The sequence below is a fragment of the Cellulomonas chengniuliangii genome (assembly GCF_024508335.1).
GTDB classification, from domain to species: Bacteria; Actinomycetota; Actinomycetes; order Actinomycetales; family Cellulomonadaceae; genus Cellulomonas_A; species Cellulomonas_A chengniuliangii.
This window is the reverse complement of the sequence record NZ_CP101988.1, coordinates 2,392,163-2,412,876: the sequence shown is the minus strand read 5'-3', so window position 1 is coordinate 2,412,876 and position 20,714 is coordinate 2,392,163. Positions and strand designations below refer to the sequence as shown.

21 protein-coding genes are annotated in these 20,714 nt (G+C 71.6%); 12 read left to right on the top strand and 9 right to left on the bottom strand.

Translation table 11 applies throughout. The features are described 5' to 3' along the window. Nucleotides 1-83: 83 nt before the first annotated feature. Nucleotides 84-917, bottom strand: a complete 834-nt coding sequence (locus NP064_RS11190) for an alpha/beta fold hydrolase (RefSeq protein ID WP_227569576.1) — start codon at nucleotides 915-917, stop codon at nucleotides 84-86. A gap of 95 nt (nucleotides 918-1,012) precedes the next feature. Between NP064_RS11190 and NP064_RS11185 the strand changes: the two genes are divergently transcribed. Further along, nucleotides 1,013-1,633 (top strand): TetR/AcrR family transcriptional regulator, encoded by a 621-nt coding sequence (locus NP064_RS11185; protein WP_227569577.1) that lies wholly within the window; start codon nucleotides 1,013-1,015, stop codon nucleotides 1,631-1,633. Here the strand turns inward: NP064_RS11185 and NP064_RS11180 are convergent. After that, nucleotides 1,599-2,435, bottom strand: coding sequence for an alpha/beta fold hydrolase (locus tag NP064_RS11180; RefSeq protein WP_227569578.1), 837 nt, complete (start codon nucleotides 2,433-2,435; stop codon nucleotides 1,599-1,601). The genes NP064_RS11185 and NP064_RS11180 overlap by 35 nt on opposite strands. 125 nt (nucleotides 2,436-2,560) lie before the next feature. On the opposite strand from NP064_RS11180, the gene NP064_RS11175 reads away from it, so the two are divergent. The 5 genes from NP064_RS11175 (at nucleotide 2,561) to NP064_RS11155 (ending at nucleotide 8,568) form a co-directional block, all read left to right on the top strand. Beyond that, nucleotides 2,561-2,974 (top strand): hypothetical protein, encoded by a 414-nt coding sequence (locus NP064_RS11175; protein WP_227569579.1) that lies wholly within the window; start codon nucleotides 2,561-2,563, stop codon nucleotides 2,972-2,974. Between the two features lie 314 nt (nucleotides 2,975-3,288). Further along, nucleotides 3,289-4,869, top strand: coding sequence for a peptide ABC transporter substrate-binding protein (locus NP064_RS11170; RefSeq protein ID WP_227569580.1), 1,581 nt, complete (start codon nucleotides 3,289-3,291; stop codon nucleotides 4,867-4,869). Nucleotides 4,870-4,947: 78 nt separating this feature from the next. Next, nucleotides 4,948-5,874: an ABC transporter permease gene (locus NP064_RS11165; protein ID WP_227569581.1), complete on the top strand. Its 927-nt coding sequence runs from the start codon at nucleotides 4,948-4,950 to the stop codon at nucleotides 5,872-5,874. Then, entirely contained in the window at nucleotides 5,867-6,811 is a 945-nt protein-coding gene (locus NP064_RS11160; protein ID WP_227569582.1) for an ABC transporter permease, read from the top strand. Before NP064_RS11165 ends, NP064_RS11160 begins: the two co-directional genes overlap by 8 nt. Continuing rightward, a complete protein-coding gene (locus NP064_RS11155; protein WP_227569583.1) occupies nucleotides 6,808-8,568 on the top strand; it encodes a dipeptide ABC transporter ATP-binding protein in 1,761 nt (586 codons plus the stop codon). The genes NP064_RS11160 and NP064_RS11155 overlap by 4 nt, the downstream gene beginning before the upstream one ends. Nucleotides 8,569-8,651: 83 nt before the next feature. Here the strand turns inward: NP064_RS11155 and NP064_RS11150 are convergent, their stop codons facing one another. Next, the gene (locus NP064_RS11150) at nucleotides 8,652-9,416 is read right to left on the bottom strand and encodes a metal-dependent hydrolase (RefSeq protein WP_227569584.1); all 765 of its coding nucleotides are present in this window, start codon (nucleotides 9,414-9,416) and stop codon (nucleotides 8,652-8,654) included. 187 nt (nucleotides 9,417-9,603) lie between these two features. On the opposite strand from NP064_RS11150, the gene NP064_RS11145 reads away from it, so the two are divergent. The 3 genes from NP064_RS11145 (at nucleotide 9,604) to NP064_RS11135 (ending at nucleotide 12,873) form a co-directional block, all read left to right on the top strand. Then, nucleotides 9,604-11,175 carry a leucine-rich repeat domain-containing protein gene (locus NP064_RS11145; protein WP_227569585.1) on the top strand — a complete coding sequence of 524 codons (1,572 nt, stop codon included), beginning with the start codon at nucleotides 9,604-9,606 and terminating at the stop codon, nucleotides 11,173-11,175. Between the two features lie 116 nt (nucleotides 11,176-11,291). Continuing rightward, the gene (locus tag NP064_RS11140) at nucleotides 11,292-11,939 is read left to right on the top strand and encodes a dihydrofolate reductase family protein (protein ID WP_227569586.1); all 648 of its coding nucleotides are present in this window, start codon (nucleotides 11,292-11,294) and stop codon (nucleotides 11,937-11,939) included. Between the two features lie 88 nt (nucleotides 11,940-12,027). Continuing rightward, entirely contained in the window at nucleotides 12,028-12,873 is an 846-nt protein-coding gene (locus tag NP064_RS11135; protein ID WP_227569587.1) for a PhzF family phenazine biosynthesis protein, read from the top strand. A 75-nt stretch (nucleotides 12,874-12,948) separates the two neighbouring features. On the opposite strand, the gene mtnN is transcribed toward NP064_RS11135, so the two are convergent. The 3 genes from mtnN to NP064_RS11120 form a co-directional block, all read right to left on the bottom strand. Beyond that, entirely contained in the window at nucleotides 12,949-13,656 is a 708-nt protein-coding gene (gene mtnN / locus NP064_RS11130; protein WP_227569588.1) for a 5'-methylthioadenosine/S-adenosylhomocysteine nucleosidase, read from the bottom strand. Next, entirely contained in the window at nucleotides 13,653-14,105 is a 453-nt protein-coding gene (locus tag NP064_RS11125) for an S-ribosylhomocysteine lyase (protein WP_227569710.1), read from the bottom strand. Before NP064_RS11125 ends, mtnN begins: the two co-directional genes overlap by 4 nt. Before the next feature lie 97 nt (nucleotides 14,106-14,202). Further along, nucleotides 14,203-14,583 carry an RNA-binding S4 domain-containing protein gene (locus NP064_RS11120; RefSeq protein WP_227569589.1) on the bottom strand — a complete coding sequence of 127 codons (381 nt, stop codon included), beginning with the start codon at nucleotides 14,581-14,583 and terminating at the stop codon, nucleotides 14,203-14,205. A 204-nt stretch (nucleotides 14,584-14,787) separates the two neighbouring features. Here NP064_RS11120 and NP064_RS11115 point away from each other — a divergent pair, with 204 nt between their 5' ends. Next, complete coding sequence (locus NP064_RS11115; protein WP_227569590.1) at nucleotides 14,788-15,231, top strand: hypothetical protein; 444 nt, start codon at nucleotides 14,788-14,790, stop codon at nucleotides 15,229-15,231. A 60-nt stretch (nucleotides 15,232-15,291) separates the two neighbouring features. On the opposite strand, the gene NP064_RS11110 is transcribed toward NP064_RS11115, so the two are convergent. Both NP064_RS11110 and NP064_RS11105 read right to left on the bottom strand, forming a co-directional pair. Further along, complete coding sequence (locus tag NP064_RS11110; RefSeq protein ID WP_066582527.1) at nucleotides 15,292-15,495, bottom strand: cold-shock protein; 204 nt, start codon at nucleotides 15,493-15,495, stop codon at nucleotides 15,292-15,294. Nucleotides 15,496-15,681: 186 nt separating this feature from the next. Beyond that, the gene (locus NP064_RS11105; RefSeq protein ID WP_227569591.1) at nucleotides 15,682-16,179 is read right to left on the bottom strand and encodes a DUF5994 family protein; all 498 of its coding nucleotides are present in this window, start codon (nucleotides 16,177-16,179) and stop codon (nucleotides 15,682-15,684) included. A gap of 200 nt (nucleotides 16,180-16,379) precedes the next feature. Between NP064_RS11105 and NP064_RS11100 the strand changes: the two genes are divergently transcribed. Further along, nucleotides 16,380-17,621, top strand: coding sequence for an amidohydrolase (locus NP064_RS11100; protein ID WP_227569592.1), 1,242 nt, complete (start codon nucleotides 16,380-16,382; stop codon nucleotides 17,619-17,621). 120 nt (nucleotides 17,622-17,741) lie between these two features. After that, the gene (locus NP064_RS11095; RefSeq protein WP_227569593.1) at nucleotides 17,742-18,902 is read left to right on the top strand and encodes a S1C family serine protease; all 1,161 of its coding nucleotides are present in this window, start codon (nucleotides 17,742-17,744) and stop codon (nucleotides 18,900-18,902) included. Between the two features lie 27 nt (nucleotides 18,903-18,929). On the opposite strand, the gene pgi is transcribed toward NP064_RS11095, so the two are convergent. After that, nucleotides 18,930-20,627, bottom strand: a complete 1,698-nt coding sequence (pgi, locus tag NP064_RS11090) for a glucose-6-phosphate isomerase (RefSeq protein WP_256813573.1) — start codon at nucleotides 20,625-20,627, stop codon at nucleotides 18,930-18,932. Nucleotides 20,628-20,714: the final 87 nt, after the last annotated feature.

The following is a 20,714-nucleotide window of genomic DNA, read 5'->3' as shown; positions in this document are numbered from 1 at the left end:
CCTGGGAGCCGGTTCGCGCAGGGCGAAGCACGGCGACCACCGCCCGCCGGAGCGGTGGTCGCCGAGGGGTGGACGGGCCGCGGCTACTTGGCGAGGAAGGCGAGGAGCGCCGCGTTGACCTCGGCGCCGTGCGTCCACAGCAACCCGTGCGGGGCGCCCTGGATCTCGACGTAGTCGGCCGAGGGGAGCGCCCTGGCGAACAGGCGGCCGGTGGCGTCGATGGGGAGGATGCGGTCGGCCGTGCCGTGCAGGATCAGCGACGGGACGTCGATCTTGGCCACGTCGCCGCGGAAGTCGGTCAGCCAGGTCGGGTGGGCTGCCGAGGACGCGTACGGGCTCGCGGTCGAGGCCACGTCCCAGCTGGCGCGCAGCGCCTCCTCGCTGAGCCGGTTGCCCAGGAACTCGTCGGTGTTGAAGAAGTTGTCGAAGAACTCGGTGAAGAAGGCGTACCGGTCCTCCTTGACCGCGGCGAGGAGCCCGTCGAAGACCTCCTGGGGGACGCCCTCGGGGTTGTCCGGGGTCTGCAGCAGGAAGGGCTCGAGCGACCCGAGGAACGCGGCCTTGGCGATCCGCCCCGAGCCGTAGGTCCCGAGGTAGCGGCCGACCTCGCCGGTTCCCATGGAGAACCCGACGAGCACGGCGTCGTGGAGGTCGAGCGTCTCCAGGACTGCGCTCAGGTCCGCTGCGAAGGTGTCGTAGTCGTAGCCCTCGGTGGGGCGGGAGGACCTGCCGAAGCCGCGGCGGTCGTAGGTGATGACGCGGTAGCCGGCGTCGAGGAGCGCAGCCGTCTGCTTCTCCCAGGAGTCCCCGTTGAGCGGGTAGCCGTGGATCAGCACCACAGGCTGGCCCGTGCCGTGGTCCTCGTAGTACAGGTCGATGCTGGCGCTGTTCTCGGTGCCGACGGTGATGTAGCCCATGTCCCCTGCTCCTTGCTGCCGAAGGAGAACGATCGTTCTCCGCTGTGTCCACCACCGTAGAGAACGAACGTTCTCTCCGCAAGTACTATGGGGTGATGAACGAGGAAGAGGTTCGTGCCCGCGTGGTGCAGGCCGCCCACGAGCTGTACTACGCGCGAGGCATCCAGGCGGTGGGCATGGACGAGTTGCGCGCCGCGGCCGGCGTGTCCCTCAAGCGCCTGTACGCGGTGTTCCCCTCGAAGTCCGACATCGTCCTGGCTGTGCTCCGGCACCGGCACCAGCTCTGGGTCGACGGGATCGAGGCAAGGGTGGAGCAGGCTGACAGCCCGCGCGACCGGCTGCTCGCGATCTTCGACTACCTGTCCGACTGGTTCGCCGACGAGGCGTTCCGTGGCTGCGGCTTCATCAACGCCTTCGCCGAGCTCGGCGGGACCTCGACGGCCGTCACCGAGGAGACCCGCGCCCACAAGGAGTCGTTCCAGCGGTACGTGGCCGGGCTCGTCGCCGAGGCCGGCGGCGCGCCCGAGCTCGCGGCGCAGCTGGCGATCCTCGCCGAGGGCGCGCAGACCACCGCCGCGATCGCCGGGACCTCGGCCGCCGCCGCCACCGCGCGACGCGCGGCCGAGGTCCTGATCGACGCCGAGGCGCCCGGCGCCGCCTCAGGCCGCCAGGCGCCCCAGGCTAGGAGGCCAGGAAGGCGAGCAGCGCCTCGTTGACCTCGGCGGCGTGCGTCCACAGCAGCCCGTGCGGCGCCCCCTCGATCTCGACCAGCTCCGCCTCGGGCAGCGCCCGGGCGAACGGCCGGGCGGTGTTGTCGATCGGAAGGACGCGGTCGGCGGTGCCGTGCATGATCAGCGTGGGCACGTCGATCTTGGCGACGTCGCCACGGAAGTCCTCGATCCAGCTGGGGATCACCGCCCACGAGGCGTACGGGCTCGCGTCGGCGGCGATGTCCCAGGACGCGCGGATGACCTCCTCGCTGACCCGGCTGCCGAGGAACTCGTCCGGGTTGAAGAAGTTCTCGTAGAACGCCGTGAAGAACGTGTACCGGTCGGCCTTCGCCGCGGCGATCTGCGCGTCGTAGGCCTCCTGCGGGGCGGCGCCGTCGGGGTTGTCGGGCGTCTTGAGGAGGAAGGGCAGCAGGGCGCCGATGAAGACCGCCTTGGCGATCCGTCCGGAGCCGTAGGTCCCCAGGTAGCGGCCGACCTCGCCGGTTCCCATGGAGAACCCGACGAGCACGGCGTCGTGCAGGTCGAGCGTCTCGATCACGGCGTTGACGTCGGCGGCGAGGGTGTCGTAGTCGTAGCCCACGGTGGGACGGGAGGACCTGCCGAAGCCGCGGCGGTCGAGGGTGATGACGCGGTAGCCGGCGTCGAGGAGTGCGACGGTCTGCTTCTCCCAGGTGTCGCCGACGAGCGGATACCCCTGGAGCAGCACGACTGGCTGTCCGGTCCCATGGTCCTCGTAGTAGATGTCGATGTCCGTGCTGTTCTCGGCGCCAACGGTGATGTAGCCCATGTCCCTGCCTTTCGATCGACGTGGATAGAACGTCCGTTCTCTCGAACGTTTGACCCAGTATGTACTGATATGCGGCATGAACCAGGCTGAGATCGTGCCGTCCGGATTGTGGCTACCCTCGCGGCATGGGCCAGATCGGGTCGGGTCGACGGCGCCGTGGCGAGCGGATCGACGTGCTCGGACGGCTGTTGTTCAGGTGGAGGCTGCTCGTCCCGGCCAGCGAGGCTGCCGGGCTCTTGCCGTTCGAGCGGTCGGAGGTGGTCGCCGGCGACGAGTCTTTCGGGGGCGACGAGGCCGCCATGCGCCGGGCCGAGCCCGCGCGGCCACTGCCCGAGGGCGCCGTGGTCAAGCTCGCGTTCGAGCGGGTGTGGCCCAGCGAGGTGGAGCGGCTGTGGGTCCGGGTGGTCGAGACCGCCGACGTGGACGGCTGGCTCGTGGGCAGGGTCGACTGCGAGCCCTACCGGCTGCGGCGTCCCCGTTTCGGCGACGTGGTGGTGTTCACCGAGCGTCACGTCGTGGAGCGCCAGCCTGGCATGTAGGCAGGCTGGCGCGTCCCGCCCCCGCCTCTCGCTGCGGCCGCTCCCGCAGGGGCCTGGTCAGCCGCGCGGAGGACTGGTAGGACATAACGGGGCATCCAGCCCGACAGTGCTGTCGGGGTGGCCGAAGGTCCCGATAACGGGGTGTTACCGCGTGGTATCGCTCCAATAACGATTGTCGCGATTGCGTGTGAATCAGAACCTCGGAACGTACTGTCCGAGCCGGGGACGAGAGCGACACCGCGCCCGTCTTCACCTCTCGATGTGACCCTCCAGGAGGAACAGTGAAGATCAGGCGCATAGTCGGTCTAGCGGCTGTGGCGGCCCTCGCCCTCACGGCGTGCAGCGGCACCGACGACAGCGGGGACACGACGGCCACCACGGGCGGCGCGTCGAAGGGCATCGTCACCGCGTGGGGGAGCGAGCCGCAGAACCCTCTCATCCCGACCAACACCAACGAGGTCGGGGGTGGCAAGATCCTCGACCTGATCTTCGCCGGCCTGGTCTCCTACGGGGCCGACGGGAGCGCGCACAACGAGGTCGCCGAGTCCATCGAGACGGAGGACGCGCAGACCTACACGATCACCCTCAAGGACGGCTGGACCTTCACCAACGGCGAGCCCGTCACCGCCAAGAGCTTCGTGGACGCCTGGAACTACGGCGCCAAGCTCAGCAACGAGCAGCTCTCCAGCTACTTCTTCGAGCCCATCCAGGGCTTCTCGTGGGACGAGGACTCCGAGCTCACCGGGCTCAAGGTCGTGGACGACACCACCTTCACCGTGGCGCTGAACCAGCCGGATTCGGACTTCCCGCTCCGCCTGGGCTACTCGGCGTTCTACCCGCTGCCCGAGGCCGCGTTCGCCGACATGGCCGCGTTCGGCGAGAACCCGATCGGCAACGGGAACTACATGCTCGACGGCGAGGGCGCCTGGGAGCACAACGTCCAGGCGACGCTCGTGCCGAACCCGGACTACCCCGGTGACCGCGTGGCCCAGAACGGCGGGGTGACGGTCAAGTTCTACGAGACCCTCGAGGGCGCGTACAACGACCTCCTCGCCGGCCAGCTCGACGTCCTGGACAACGTCCCGGACAACGCGTTCGCCACGTTCGAGGCCGAGCTCGGCGACCGCGCCGTCAACCAGCCCGCCGCGATCTTCCAGTCCTTCACCATCCCGCAGGGCCTCGAGCACTTCTCGGGCGAGGAGGGCGCGCTGCGCCGCCAGGCGATCTCGCTGGCGATCAACCGCGAGGAGATCACCGACGCGATCTTCCAGGGCACCCGCACGCCGGCGTCTGACTTCACCTCCCCGGTCATCGACGGCTGGTCGAACGACGTCGCTGGGTCCGAGGTGCTGAAGTTCGACGCGGACAAGGCCAAGGAGCTGTGGGCCGAGGCCGACGCCATCTCGCCGTACAGCGGGACCTTCACCATCGGCTACAACGTCGACGGCGGCCACGAGGCCTGGGTCGACGCCGTGACCAACGGGCTGCGCAACACGCTGGGCATCTCCGCCGAGGGCAACCCGTTCCCCTCGTTCAAGGACCTGCGCTCGGAGGTCACCGCCCGCACGATCACGGGCGCGTTCCGGTCCGGATGGCAGGCCGACTACCCGGGCCTGTACAACTTCCTCGGCCCGCTCTACGGCACCGGCGCCGGCTCGAACGACGGCGACTACTCGAGCGCCGAGGTCGACACGCTGCTCACGGAGGGTGCGTCCGCCAGCTCGATCGAGGAGGCGAACGCCAAGTTCCTCCAGGTCCAGGAGGTCCTGTTCAAGGACCTGCCGGCGATCCCGCTCTGGTACGCCAACGCCACCGGCGGATCCGCTGACACGGTCAGCAACGTCGAGTTCGGGTGGAACAGCGTCCCGCTGCTCTACGCGGTGACCAAGAACTGACCCCCATCGTCGGCGGGGACGGGCAGGCTCCCGTCCCCGCCGACGTCTGCCCAGGACCCACCTGAGGAGGTTCCTGCTGTGGCCTGGTACATCGGCCGACGGCTCGTGCAGACGATCCCCGTGTTCTTGGGGGCGACTCTGCTCATCTTCGCCATGGTCTTCGCACTGCCCGGGGATCCCGTGCAAGCGCTCGGCGGCGACCGCGGGCTCAGCCCCGCGCTGGCTGAGCGCATCCGGGAGAACTTCAATCTCGACAAGCCGTTCCTCATGCAGTACCTGCTGTACCTCAAGGGCGTGCTGACGTTCGACTTCGGGACGACCTTCTCGGGCCGCTCGGTCCGCGACGTCATCGGGGAGGCGCTGCCCACCACCTTCAAGCTCGCCGCGATGGCGCTCGTGTTCGAAGCGGTGCTCGGCATCGCCGCCGGCCTGGTGGCCGGCCTGCGCAAGGGCAAGGCCTTCGACGCGACGGTCCTGGTGACCAGCATGCTCGTCATCGCCGTGCCCACCTTCGTCATCGGCTTCGTGCTCCAGTTCGTGGTGGGCGTCCAGTGGGGGGTGCTGCCCCCGACGGTCGGCTCGGACGTGAGCGTCCGGACCCTCCTGATGCCCGCGATGGTGCTCGGCGCGGTGTCGCTCGCCTACGTGCTGCGACTGACACGGACATCGGTCGCGGAGAACCTCACCGCCGACTACGTGCGCACCGCCACCGCCAAGGGGCTCTCCCGGCCACGGGTGGTCACGGTGCACGTGCTGCGCAACTCGCTGATCCCGGTGGTCACGTTCCTCGGCGCCGACCTCGGCGCCCTGATGGGCGGCGCGATCATCACCGAGGGGATCTTCAACATCAACGGCGTGGGCGGCACGCTGTTCCGTGCCATCCAGCAGGGACAGGCGTCGACCGTCGTCTCGTTGACCACCGTGCTGGTGGTCATCTACATCGCAGCGAACCTGGTCGTCGACGTGCTCTACGCGGCCCTGGACCCGAGGATCCGTTATGCCTGACGCCCCTGTCCGACCAGACCAGGCCCACTTCTTCGCGGCCGACACAGGGCTGGGAGTGGTCGACCAGCTCGACGAGACGGCGGCGCCCACGAGCCTGTGGGCCGACGCGTGGCAGAGCCTGCGCCGTCGGCCGCTGTTCTGGATCTCCGCCGCCCTCATCACGCTCGTGCTGCTGGTGGCAGCTTTCCCCACGATGTTCACATCGCTCGACCCGCGCTTCTGCGAGCTGCGCAACTCCCTCGCCGACCCGTCGGCGGGCCACCCCTTCGGCTTCGACCGCCAGGGCTGCGACATCTACGCCCGCACCATCCACGGGGCACGGGCCTCGGTCGCCACCGGTGTGCTGACCACCCTGTTCGTGCTCCTGGTCGGCGGCTCCGTCGGGGCCGTGGCCGGCTTCTTCGGCGGCTGGTTCGACGCGTTGCTGTCCCGGGTCACCGACGTCTTCTTCGCGATCCCGCTGGTGCTCGCCGCGATCGTCGTGATGCAGATGTTCAAGGAGAGCCGCAGCGTGCTGACGGTGGTCCTCGTGCTGGGCATCTTCGGCTGGCCGCAGCTGGCACGTGTCACCCGAGGCGCCGTCATGGCGGTGCGAGGCTCGGAGTTCGTCACGGCCGCCCGCGCGCTGGGCTCGTCGCGGTTCGCCACCCTCGTCCGGCACGTGGCGCCCAACGCGTCCGGCCCGGTCATCGTGACGTCCACCGTGGCGCTCGGCACCTACATCGTGGCGGAGGCGACCCTGTCCTTCCTGGGCATCGGCCTGCCGCCGCAGATCACGTCCTGGGGAGCGGACATCGCCAAGGCGCAGGCGTCGCTGCGCAGCCAGCCGATGGTGCTCTTCTACCCGTCCGCCGCGCTCGCGCTGACGGTGCTCAGCTTCATCATGATGGGCGACGCCGTGCGCGACGCCCTCGACCCGAAGGCGCGCACACGATGATCCCCGTCGCGATAGACACCGAGGCTGAAGTCGTGACCTCGAGCGCGGAGCCGCTGTTGCGGATCCGGGACCTCGAGGTCTCGTTCGCCGCCGCGCACGGCCCGGTGCAGGCGGTGCGGGGCGTGAGCCTGACTGTGTACCGGGGCCAGACGGTGGCCATCGTGGGGGAGTCCGGCTCGGGCAAGTCCACGACGGCGCACGCGGTGATCGGCCTGCTGCCCGGCACCGGCAAGGTCACCGGAGGGTCCATCGAGTTCGCCGGCGCCGACATCACCCGGTCGACCGACAAGGAGATGGTGGGCCTGCGGGGCAAGGAGATCGGGCTGGTCCCGCAGGACCCGATGTCCAACCTCAACCCGGTGTGGAAGGTCGGGTTCCAGGTCAAGGAGGCGTTGCGGGCCAACGGCATCGCCACTGGGGCCGCCGCCACCACCCGGGCCCACGAGCTGCTCGCGGAGGCCGGGCTGCGCGACCCCGAGCGCCGCGCGAAGCAGTACCCGCACGAGTTCTCGGGCGGGATGCTGCAGCGTGCCCTCATCGCGATCGGCCTGGCGGCACGCCCCCAGCTGCTCATCGCGGACGAGCCGACCTCGGCCCTCGACGTGACGGTGCAGCGCACGGTGCTGGACCACCTGCAAGGGCTCACCCGTGAGCTCGGCACCGCGGTGCTCTTCATCACCCACGACCTCGGCCTCGCGGCCGAGCGCGCCGACCACCTGGTGGTCATGTACCGGGGGAAGGTCGTCGAGTCCGGGCCTGCCCGGGAGATCCTCGAGGCCCCCAGCCACCCGTACACCCAGCGTCTCGTCGCCTCGGCGCCGTCGCTGGCCTCGCGGCGGATCCAGAGCGCGAAGGAGCGAGGCGTCAGCTCGCCCGAGCTGCTGGCCCAGACGGACGGCGCCGAGGTCCCCGTGGGCCGCGACGACATCGTCACGGTCGAGAGCCTCAGCAAGGTCTTCCGCCTCCCGGGCGGCCGGCCTGGGGCCACGCGCGAGCTCACCGCCGTCGACGACGTGTCGTTCAGCATCGCCCGGGGCACCACGATGGCGCTGGTCGGGGAGTCCGGGTCGGGGAAGTCGACGGTGGCCAACATCGTGCTGAACCTGCTGGAGCCCAGCGCGGGCCGGGTGCTCTTCGACGGGATCGACGTCGGGACGCTCGGCCGGAGGCAGCTCTTCGACTTCCGTCGCAGGGTGCAGCCGATCTTCCAGAACCCGTACGGCTCGCTGGACCCGATGTACTCGATCTACCGGACGATCGAGGAGCCGTTGCGCGTCCATGGCGTGGGCGACAAGCGCTCGCGGGAGGCGCGGGTGCGCGAGCTGCTCGAGCTGGTCGCGCTGCCCGCGTCGACCATGCGGCGGTTCCCGAACGAGCTGTCCGGGGGGCAGCGGCAGCGGGTGGCCATCGCTCGGGCGTTGGCCCTGAACCCCGAGATGATCGTGTGCGACGAGGCGGTCTCGGCCCTCGACGTGCTCGTGCAGGCGCAGGTGCTCACCCTGCTCAACGACCTGCAGACGGAGCTCGGCCTGACGTACCTGTTCATCACGCACGACCTGGCGGTGGTGCGGCAGATCGCCGACGAGGTGTGCGTGATGCGCGACGGGCGGATCGTGGAGGCCGCCACCACCGACGAGGTGTTCGACCACCCTCGCGAGGAGTACACCCGCGAGCTGCTTGACGCCATCCCGGGCGCGCGTATGGCCGTCGAGCCGGACCGCGGGGACCCGGAGGCGACCAGCCCGGCTCGGCGGTAGCGCCGGTCCGTGGACGGGTCCGGGCGCTCAGGCGCCCGGACCTCTGGTCGTGCCAGGCAGGCGGCGACGGGCAGTGGCGTGCGTCAGTCCAGCATGCCCATCACAGCGGCCACGGCGCCGTAGCTCGCGTACAGCGACACCGGCACCGCGAAGGCCCATTCCCGCGCGGATCCCGTGCGGCCGAGGATGGGCAGGGCCAGGTTCCCACCGCGCAGCCAGACGCGGTTGAGCACCGGCACGTCGGACCACCACCGCGGTGGCCTCGGCTCCCAGGGCCACAGCAAGGACACGCCACCCTTGGTGAGCATGTCGCCCACGATGTGAACGGCCACTCCCAGCCCGACGCAGACTGGGAGCCACTCCCACCTGCTCGACGAGAAGAGCGTGACCGCCACCGAGACGGTGATCGCCAGCGCCCACGAGCGCAGCCACGACCCCTCCTTGGTCAGCCGGAACGCCTTGAGCGCATAAGCGACCAGCAGCACCGAGAGCAGCCCGGCACCGATCGCGATCCGGCCGAAGGTCTCGCTGTGCACGCCGACCAGGCCGAGCAGCATGGCGCCGCCGGTCGCGACCGGCACCGCCAGCAGCGAGTGCGTGCCGTTGCGGTGGCCGCCGGACACCGCGGAGACGCCGCGGGTGACCCACCGCGACAGCGGCGGCAGCGACTGGCTGATCGTCCCGGAGTGGTGGTCGGCGTCCGGGAGGAGGGCAGCGCCCGCGCAGACGACGCTGCCGACAAGCAGGCCCGAGTTCGAGACCGGGTACCAGCCCAGGGTGTAGGGGACGGAGCCGGCGACGGCCACCCAGGCGGCCGCGCCGCAGGCGGCGTGGTGTGCGCCCATCATGATGCTGTCAGCCTCGCTCGTCACAGAAGCCGTGCGACCGCGCAGGGCTGAGCCGGAAATGCCTGGTGCCGGGCGTGGAGTCGGACGCCCGCAGCGAGAGGGTAGCCCGGATGGCGCAGTGACGTGTTCACCCGTTCGGGGGCCTCCTTCTGCCCCAGGGTGGGCGCATTGCCCTGATACTCGACGGATGCGACGACAGCGGCTCTGGCTCGTGGCGGCGGCGGCGGTCTGGCTGGCGACGCTGCCGGTGGCGGCGCCGCTGATCGGCACAGCCGCGTCCAGGCCGCTGGGCGTCATGATGCTGGCGCTGGGACTCGCGCCCTTGCTGCTCGTCGCCACGTCGGCGCTCGGCGGGGGACGCTGGGGCGTCGCCCTGGCCGCGGCCGGAACGGTGCTTGCGGTGGCCGGACTCGTGCTCGCCGCCGACCTGCGCTTCTTGTCGCTGCGGCTGGCGACCATCCACTGGCGGATCTTCGTGATGTCCGACCACGGCCTGGCCCCCTGGGGATGGGTGATGACGGGGGCGGCCATGGCCTGCGCCGGCTGGGCGTTGGCCGGTCGGGGCAGCAGGGCGCGCCGCGGCGCCCTCATGGCGTCCGTGGGACTTCTGGTGCTGACGTGCGGCTTCTTCGGCCTCTCCGCTGCGCTGGCAGGATGGCGCGCCCTCCAGATGGTCCCGGGGATGTCGCCGCTGTCCAGCCTGGACCTAGCCCGAGCCGTCGCGCTGGCGGCCGTCGGCGCCCTGCTCGTCGCGATGGCCGTCCGCCGGTCGTGGGTCGCGTGGCCCATCGAGGCAGGCGCGCCCGCCGAGGCGCCGGCTACCCGCCGCTGGGCGGCGCGAGGCGCCGTCGCCGCCCTCGGGGCCCTGCTGGTGGCTGGCGGGGTGGGCGCGTGGCACCAGTGGGCGCCGCGCATCGCGCTCGGCGACGTCTTCGCCGACCGGCGGCTCGCCACCTGCGTCGCCGGGGCGGTGGGCGCGGGCGGTGCGGACGCCAAGGTCTCCCGCGCGGCGCTGTCCGAGGTGCGGAGCCTGACGTGCGGATCGGGCGGCGCCCAAGGGGGAGATGAGGGGGCCGACGGCGGCAGCGGGGACGACACGTCGCGGGTCCAGAGCCTGGCCGGCATCGACTCGCTGCGGAACCTGGCCACCCTGGACCTGTCCGACAACGACGTGCGGGACCTGGCCCCGCTCAGCGGACTGCGCTCGCTCAACGGCCTCAAGCTCACGCACAACCAGGTGGCCGACCTCGAGCCGCTCCGGGGCCTCCCGTTGCAGGACGTGGGCCTCTCGGGGAACGCCATCCGCGACGTCGGGCCACTGGCCTCGACGCCCGGCATCCGCTACCTCGGCCTCGCGCAGAACCAGATCGACGACCTGACGCCGCTTGCGGCGCTGACCCGGCTCACCACGCTCGACGTCAGCGGGAACGCCATCGGCGACGTGGCGCCCTTGGCCGGGCTCACGGAGCTGACCCGACTCACCGTCTCGCAGAACCGCGTCGCCGACCCGCAGCCGCTCGGCGGCCTCCCCGCGCTGACCATGCTCGACATCGCGGGCAACGACGTCCGCGATGCCGCGCGCTTCACCGGGTTCCCCGCCCTGGACGAGCTCTGGATTGGCGGCAACCCCGTGCAGGACGTCACGCCCCTCACCGGCCTGCCCGCGCTCCTGGGCGTCGACCTCGAGGGCGTCGACCCCACGCCGGACGGGGTCGAGACGTTGCGCGAGCACGGTGTGCGCGTCGGCGGGCTGGCCTGAGCGAGCGAGCAGGCGTGCAGATGTGCGGTGCGTGCCCCGGGCGCCATGGCCAGGCCGCGCACGAAGGCGCACGATCGGTCTGACAGGAGTCATCGCCTCGATCTGGGGGAACGACCATGCCGAGACTGCGCGTGCACAACTACTCGATGTCGCTCGACGGCTACGGCGCGGGGCCGGACCAGGACGAGCAGAACCCCATGGGCGTCGGCGGCGGGCAGCTGCACGAGTGGGTGTTCGCGACCCGGCCCGGCCGCGCGATGATCGACCAGGAGGGCGGCAGCACCGGCGCCGACGCCGACTTCTTCCTGCAGGGGGTCGACGGCATCGGGGCCACGATCATGGGCCGCAACATGTTCGGCCCGGTGCGCGGCCCGTGGACGGACGAGGCCTGGAACGGGTGGTGGGGAGAGGAGCCGCCGTACCACCATCACGTGTTCGTGCTCACGCACCACCCCCGCGAGCCCCTCGCCATGGAGGGCGGCACCACCTTCCACTTCGTCGGCGACGGGATCGAGTCGGCGTTGGAGCAGGCGTTCGAGGCGGCGGACGGGCTCGACGTGCGGCTCGGCGGGGGAGCCTCGACCATCCAGCAGTACCTCCGGGCGGGGCTGGTGGACGAGATCCACGTGGCCGTCGTGCCCGTGCTGCTCGGCTCGGGCGCGCGGCTGTTCGAGGGGATCGAGGACGTCGCCGACAGGTACACGCGCGCCGAGCTGGTCACCTCGCCCGCCGTCGCCCACATCCGGATGACACGCGACGGCTGACCGAGTCGTCCGCGCCTTGGGTGCGCCAGCAGGTCAGGCGCCGGCCTCGCCACGCCGCCGCCGCGATCCGTGTGACATCGTGCGAGGCATGCCCCTCGCCGCTGGCCGCCCCTTCGCCCAGGTGGACGTCTTCACCGACCGCCCCTTCCTCGGCAACCCGGTGGCCGTCGTGCTCGACGGCCGTGGGCTGGACGACGCCCAGATGGCCGCGTTCGCCCGGTGGACCAACCTGTCGGAGACGACGTTCGTGCTGCCGGCCGCCGACCCTGCCGCCGACTACCGGCTGCGAATCTTCACACCGGGCGGGGAGCTGCCCTTCGCGGGCCACCCGACCCTCGGCTCGTGCCACGCGTGGCTGGCGGGCGGTGGCATGCCCCGCCAGGACGGCGTGGTGGTCCAGGAGTGCGGCGCCGGCCTGGTGCGGATCCGTCGAACGGGGACGCGGCTCTGGTTCGCCGCGCCACCACTGCTCCGCACTGGCCCGCTCGACGACGAGACGCTCGAGCGGGCGACGGCCAGCCTCGCCGTGCGCCCCGAGCAGGTCCGGGGCCACCAGTGGCTCGACAACGGCCCCGGGTGGGCAGGCCTCCTGCTCGACTCCGCGCAAACCGTGCTGGACGTGCGGGCGGACTCAGCCGCGATGGGCGGGACCCCGTTCGGGGTGATCGGGCCGCACCCCGCGGGGTCAGACGTCGACTTCGAGGTGCGCGCGTTCATCCCGGACATGGGGGTGACCGAGGACCCCGTCACCGGCAGCCTCAACGCCGGCCTCGGGCAGTGGCTGATCGGCGAGGGGCTCGCGGCCCCGTCCTACGTCGCGCGGCAGGGGACCGCCCTGCAGCGCGACGGTCGTGTGCACGTGCAGCACGACGGCCGGGACGTCTGGGTCGGGGGAGACTGCGAGAGCCGGGTCGAGGGCGTCGTCCGGATCTGACCGGCCCGTCAGCCAGATCCGGACGCCCCTCACATCGCGCGGGCCGGTGGCGCCGCAGCGCGCGGGCCGCGGGTGTCAGTAGCGCGAGGTGATCTCCGAGAGGGAGCTGATCACCACGCGGGCGGAGCGCTCCGCGGCGTCGTCCACGTGCTGCAGGAAGTCGGAGTCCGCAGCCGGGCCGCACAGGTCGGAGATGCCGCGCACGGCGAGGAACGGCACGCCGTACAGGTGGGCGGTCTGCGCCAGGGCGGCCGACTCCATGTCGGTGGACAGCGCATCGGGGAACGAGGCCCGCACGCCGTCCACCATGGAGGCGTCGATGAAGGCGTCGCTGGAGATCATGGCGCCCGTCAGCACGCGCAGATCCGCGACGTCGGCGTTGGCGGCCGTCTTGAGCAGCGCCTCGTCGCCCTGGTACACGGCCGGCATGCCCGGCACCTGGCCGAGGGAGTAGCCGAAGGCCCGCGCGTCCGCCCCGGAGTAGACGTACTCCGAGCCGGCCACCACGTCGCCGACCCGCACCGTCGGGCCGATGCCGCCGGCGCTACCGGCGCTGATCAGGACGCGGGCCTTGGTCCCGTTGAGGGCCACGGCCGCGGCGGTCGCGGCGTTGACCAGCCCGATGCCGCACTGCACGAGCAGCACGCCGCGCCCGTCGAACGAGAGCGCCCGGTGGACCGCATGGCCCACCTGCGTGGGCTGCCCCACGAAGTCGGCGCGGTCGACGAACGGCTCCGACTCGTCCGCCATCGCGGTCACGATGATGGCGTCGATCGCGATCATGCGCTCACCTGGGCCCACTCGCCGCGCTTGGCCAGGAAGTCCCGGGCCACAGCCTGCGCCCCCGAGAGCGTGTGGCTGGCCGCCCAGCCGCACTGGACCACGTTGGCGGCGGGCACCTCGGTCGCCTCGAGCACGTCCTCGAGCGTGGCCTGGACCAGGTCGAGCACGGCGTCGTACTCCCACTCGCCCTGCAGGATCACGTAGAACCCCGTCTGGCAGCCCATCGGGGAGATGTCGATGACCCTGTCGGAGTGGTTGCGCGAGTGCTCCGCCATGAGGTGCTCGAGCGAGTGCAGCGACGGCATCTCGAGGTGGTCGACATTGGGCTGGCAGAACCGCACGTCGTACTTGGTGATGACGTCCCCGCCGGGGAGGACCTTCGTGTCGGCGAGCCGCACGTAGGGCGCGGCGACGGTGCGGTGGTCGAGGTTGAAGGACTCGACGTTCATGCGGGGCTGGTTCACGGGGTGCCTTCTGCTCGTCGGGCGGAACCGGTCAGCGTTCATTCTCCGCCATCCGGCCACGAGATCGATGTGATGTGCGCCGCTACCGGCCGCGTAGCTGCTCGAGCAGCCGGCGCTCGCGCTTCGTCGGTCGGCCGGCGCCACGGTCGCGGATCGGCACGCCGGGCGTCTCCTCCGGCGCAGGAGGAGGCGGGGTGTGGTCCACGTAGCACTCGGCCGCCGGACCGGCGCCCACCCGCTTGACGATCACCTGGGCCACCACCACGATCCGCTCCCTGCCGTCGCCCCGCACGCGGATCTCGTCACCGACGCGGACCGTCGAGGCGGCCTTCGCGTGCGTGCCGTTGATCCGCACGTGGCCCGATCGGCAGGCGGCCGCCGCGAGGGCGCGCGTGCGGAAGAGCCTCGCGCACCACAGCCAGCGGTCGAGGCGGGTGGACTCCGCTCCCGGGGCATCGCTCATGCCTCGACCTTAGGCGTCGTGGACGGGCGCGTCGTCCAACCAGAGCGTGACCGGTTGCCGCCGGGGCCGCCGCGGTGTTCCGTGGAGGATCGGCGGGAGCGGGTCGCGCGGGGGAGCGGAGTGCCAGTGAGCCATGACGAGTCGGCGCCGGTGGGAGCTCAGGCGAGGGGGCGCGCCGGGGCGCACAGGGGGACGCGCAGCGACGTGACGGTGGAGGCAACGGCGCCGGGCTGCGTGGCGTGGGTGCGGCTGGCCGGCTGGCTCGACGGGAGGGCATACGTGGTCGGCCCGGTGTGGGTCTGGGACGCGCAGGTCGAGTACCTGCTCACCGCGCTGGCGCCGCCAGGGTCGACGGTCCTCACGGAGGGCGTCGAGGTGTCGGCGGCGCCCGGGGCGGCGTCGGCTCGGCACGTCGTGGATGTGATGGCCCGTCAGCCGGAGGCGGGCTGGGCGGCCTCCGTGCATGAGCCGCATTCTGTGCGGGGCGAGTCGAGGGGCCCGACGAGGTCCTGGTGGATGATGCGGCTCGCGCCCGCGTCCGCGGACGACGACCTCGTGGTGAGCGTCCGCAGCGGCGCCGAGGTCGTCGAGGTGACGATCGAGGCCGCCGTCCTCCGAGAGGGGCGGGCTCGTCTGATCCGGCTATGAGACGCAAGAACGCCCCGGCCGTTCCCGGCCGGGGCGTTCTTGTGAGTCAGGCGCGCTCGATCAGAGCGGCGTGATGTTCTCGGCCTGCGGGCCCTTGGGGCCCTGCGTGACGTCGAACTGCACCTTCTGGTTCTCGTCGAGCGAGCGGTAGCCGCTGCTCGCGATGGCCGAGTAGTGCGCGAAGACGTCGGCGCCGCCGTCGTCGGGAGCAATGAAGCCGAAGCCCTTTTCGGCGTTGAACCACTTCACGGTGCCAGTAGCCATGTTGTTCTCCTCAAGAGGTAATACGGACGACCCCGCAGAATTAACGGGACCAGGTGATTACGGTGTTCGTCGTCCGCCCCTTGCGGGAACGCGCGCACCAGCAAGCTGGTGCGATGAATGACATCCAAGCACTGCAAATCCTTCATGACTGTACACGCTTCTGGCCGGGAAGGCCAGAGTCTGCTCTCAACGGGGCAGGATCTGCCCCGGTGTGAGCCGGTTGTGACGGTCCGCGGCCTGGTGCATCGCGCGCAGGGCCGTCCGTCGGCCGGCCTCGGGCGGGACCACGAGCAGCACCAGCCGGCGCCCGCCGTACAGGTGCAGCGACACCTGGTGCGGGTCGGCCAGGTCGAACCATCCGGTCTTCACGTACCGGTCGCCCAGCGGCAGGCGGTGCGGCACCGGGTCCCAGCTGAGGCGGTCGTACACCAGGTGGACCACGCTCGTCCCGCACGCCGACCCGACCGCTGACAGCAGGGCGGGCGCCTGTACGGCGAGGTCTCGGCTCCACGGCCACCACGCCCCTTGGACGGGACCCTCGGTGGCCTCGGGGGCGATCTCCAGCCGGACCACGGCCTCGGGGACAGGCTGCACCGCCCCGAACCAGGATTCGGGGTGGACGCGCGGCGATGCGGCGGTCACACGGTGGTGGGGACGGGGACGTGCCAGCGAGCTGATGCTCATGTCTCACCAGACTCCGGGCGCTGCCCGGGTGTCGTTGTGGAGCGCGGAGGCCCGCCGACGACTGACCGCCGACATTCGAAGGGACCCGTGCCCGAAGAGTACGCCTGCCGTCTGAGGGCCCGTCACCGCCACGCGTGTGACGTGGGACGCGCCGCGGCAGGGCACGGCCACGGCTGGCGGCAGGGTCGTACCGTGGGCGGATGAGCACAGGCACGCCGTCGCCCACGTCCGTGATCGCCGTGACCGGGGGCCATGTCGTCCCCGTGTCGGGCCCCGCCATCGAGGGCGGCGTCGTCCTCATCGAGGATGGGCGGATCGTCGCCGTCGGCGCCGACGTCACCGTCCCAGCCGGCGCGGAGGTCATCGACGCCACGGGCCGGTGGGTGCTGCCCGGGTTCGTCGAGGGGCACGGCCACGTCGGGATCTCCGAGGAGGGGGTCGGGATCGAGGGCAACGACGTCAACGAGATGACCGGGCCCAACATGGCGGCGGTCCGCGCCATCGACGCGATCGACATCGACGACGAGGGCTTCCGCGACGCGCTGTCGGGCGGAGTGACCTCGATCGTCGTCAAGCCCGGCTCCGGCAACCCCATCGGGGGCCAGAGCGTCGCGATCAAGGCGTGGGGCGGGCGCACGGTCGACGAGCAGGTGATCAGCGACTCGGTGAGCGTGAAGTCGGCCCTCGGCGAGAACCCGAAGCGGGTGTACGGGGAGAAGAAGCAGCTGCCCTCGACGCGGCTCGGCGTGGCGCTGGTCATCCGTGAGGCGTTCACCCGAGCGCAGGACTACCGGGCGGCACGGGCCGCCGCCGCGGCGAAGGACGAGCCGTTCTCCGTCGACCTCGGGCTGGAGGTGCTCGCGCGCGTGCTCGACGGCGAGCTCGTGTGGGACCAGCACACGCACCGCCACGACGACATCGCGACCGCCCTGCGGCTCGCCGACGAGTTCGGGTACCGCCTCGTGGTCAACCACGGCACCGAGGCCCACAAGATCGCGGACGTGCTCGCGGAGCGGGACGTGCCGGTGATCTTCGGGCCGATGCTCACCAGCCGGTCGAAGGTCGAGCTGAGGGACCGAGCCATCGTGAACCTGGCGACGATCGCCGCGGCCGGCGTGCGCGTGGCCATCACCACCGACCATCCCGTCGTGCCCATCAACTTCTTGGTGCACCAGGCCGCGCTAGCCGTCAAGGAGGGCCTGCCGCGGCAGACTGCCCTCGAGGCGCTGACGGTGAATCCCGCCTCGTTCTTCGGGCTCGAGGGCCGCGTGGGCGCGCTGGCCCCCGGGCTCGACGGCGACGTGGTGATCTGGTCGGGCGACCCGCTGGACCTCACCAGCCGCGCAGAGCACGTCCTCATCGACGGCGTGACGGTCTACCGGTGGGACGAGCAGGCGCACGCCGGCCGGGTGGTCGAGCGCTCGGAGCGGTTCTCCCGCTGACCTCCGGCCCTCCCACCTGCGACGGGCTGATCGGGCCTCCGTAGCGCAGGCCGCATCGGCGCGCGTGGGTTCTCCTGGAGACAGGGGCCGCGTCGGAACGACGCGGGCGGGGGGTGCGTGATGGACGAGGACTTCTGGGGCGAGCCCGCGCGGCGGTATCGCCGGCCAGGGCGGCGGGCGGCCGCCGGAGGCGTCGGCGCCGCGCTGGCGATCGCGGTGCTCGCCGGCGGGTCGGCGCTGGCGTCAGGCCCCGACCCGTCGAGAGCCGAGGGCCCGGCCCCGGTGGAGACGATCACCCTCGAGCCCCGCGTCGCCGGCGTTGACGAGCGCGCCGGGCTCGCGATCCTCAACACGGAGCTCGGCTACCAGAGGGCCGAGGCCGCCGGGACCGGCATCGTGCTCACCTCCGACGGGGTGGTCCTCACCAACACCCACGTCATCGCCGGGTCGACCGAGGTGAGCGTCACCGTCGGGACGCCGCCGGAGACCTACGCCGCGACGGTGGTCGGGTCCGACTCCGCGAACGACGTCGCGGTGCTGCAGCTCGACGACGCGGCCAACCTGGCCATCGCGACCGTCGACAAGGACGAGGACCTCGACGTGGGCGACGAGGTCACGGTGGTGGGCAACGCGCAGGGCGCCAGCGAGCTCATGGCCACCCCCGGGATGGTGACGTCGCTGGACCGGAGCATCACCACGCGGACCGAGGGCAGCACCACCGGGCGGGAGCTCGGCGGGCTCATCGAGGTCGACGCGGATGTCGTCTCGGGCGACTCGGGCGGGGCGATCCTCGACGCGGACGGCGAGGTGGTGGGCATGACCACCGCGGCGTCGACGGGCAGGGAGGACATCCGCGGGTACGCGATCCCGGCCGCGACGGTGCTCGACATCGCCGCGCAGATCCTCAGCGGGGAGGAGTCCGAGACCGTGTCGATCGGCTATCCCGCGTTCCTCGGGGTGCAGCTGGTCATGGCAGACGGGGCTGACCGGCCCGGCGGCCTCGAGGAGGACGGCGGGCGGGGCGACGACCTGCTGCGGCGCAGGTCGGAGTCCGTCGGCGCGCCGGTGGCAGGGGTGATCTCGGGGACCCCCGCCGATGAGGCGGGCCTGGTCGCCGGCGACGTCGTCACCTCGCTCGACGGCACGGAGGTGACCTCGCCGGCCGACCTGACGGCGCGGCTCGCCGAGCTGGAGCCCGGCGACACGGTGACCATCGAGTGGACCAGCCGCGGCGTGCAGCGCACCGCGGACGTCACGCTCGTCGAGGGCCCGGCCGGGTGAGCCGGGCCCTCGACGAGCGGTCGGGGATCAGCCGCGGTGGGCGCGGTAGTACTCGATGAGGCTCCGGGTGGACTGGTCCTGCGCGGCCAGCGCCTCGCTGTCGCCCGAGACGGCCGGGGCGATCTCGAGCGCGAGCTTCTTGCCGAGCTCGACGCCCCACTGGTCGAAGCTGTTGATGCCCCACACCACGCCCTGCACGAAGGTGATGTGCTCGTACAGCGCGATCAGCTGGCCCAGCACCGACGGGGTGAGCGCCGGGGCCAGGATCGAGGTGGTGGGCCGGCTGCCGGTGAAGACGCGGGCCGGCACGATGTGCTCGGCGGTGCCCTCCGCGCGGACCTCGTCGGCGGTCTTGCCGAACGCGAGGGCCTTGGTCTGGGCGAAGAAGTTCGCGAGCAGCAGCTCGTGGACGTCGGTGTCGCCGTCCTTGAGCGGGTGGGCCGGGTTCGCCACGGCGATGAAGTCGGCCGGGACGAGGCGCGTGCCCTGGTGGATGAGCTGGTAGAAGGCGTGCTGCCCGTTGGTGCCGGGCTCGCCCCAGAACACCTCGCCGGTCTGCGTGGTGACGGGGGAGCCGTCCCAGCGCACCGACTTGCCGTTCGACTCCATGGTCAGCTGCTGCAGGTACGCCGGGAAGCGGTGCAGGTGCTGGGCGTAGGGCAGCACGGCGTGCGTCGCCGCGTCGAGGAAGTTCACGTACCAGACGTTGAGCAGCCCCATCAGCACGGGCACGTTCTGCGCGAACGGCGTGGTGCGGAAGTGCTCGTCGACGGCGTGGAACCCGGCGAGGAAGTCGCGGAAGCCGTCAGGGCCGATCGCGATCGCGAGCGACGTGCCGATCGCGGAGTCCACCGAGTAGCGGCCGCCGACCCAGTCCCAGAAGCCGAACGCGTTGGCGGGGTCGATGCCGAAGGCGGCGACCTTGTCCAGGGCCGTCGAGACGGCGACGAAGTGGCGGGCGACAGCCTGCGAGCGCGCCTCCTCGGTGTCCTCGATGGCGCCGGCGGCGATGAGCTGCTCCCAGAGCCACTCGCGCGCGAGGCGGGCGTTGGTGAGCGTCTCGATGGTGCCGAACGTCTTGGACGCGACGATGAACAGCGTGGTGGTCGGGTCCAGGCCCTGCACCGTCTCCGCGATGTCGGTGGGGTCGATGTTGGAGACGAACCGCAGCTCCAGGCCGTCCTGGACGTACGGGGCGAGCGCCTCGTAGGCCATCACGGGGCCCAGGTCCGAGCCGCCGATGCCGATGTTCACGACCGTCGCCACCCGGGCGCCGGTGACGCCGGTCCAGGCGCCGGAGCGCACCTTGTCGGCGAACGCGAAGACCTTCTCGAGCTCGGCCTGCACGTCGCTGTCGACCTGCTGGCCGTCGACCACGAGAGCGGGGCTGGCCGAGGCGGGCCGGCGCAGCGCGGTGTGCAGGACCGCGCGGTCCTCGGTGGAGTTGATGTGCTGGCCGGAGAACATCGCCTCGATGTGCGAGCCGAGGCGCACCTCGTCGGCGAGCCGCACCAGCGTCGCGAGCGTCTCGTCGGTGACCAGGTTCTTCGACAGGTCGACGTGCAGGTCGCCGACCGTGCGGGTGAGGCGCTCGGTGCGCTGCGGGTCGGCGGCAAACCAGGCGCGCAGGTCGGGGCGGAGCGCGTCACGCTGCGCGGTGAGGTCGGTCCAGGCCGTCGTCGCGGTCGCGTCGATGGGTTCGGTCGTCACGGGTTTCCCTCTCATCAGGTCAGTTGGCACCACGGTATGTCCACGCGGGGCTTGTGCACGCGGGACCTGCGCGGTGGGGCGCCTGGGCGAGCCTAAGGTGGG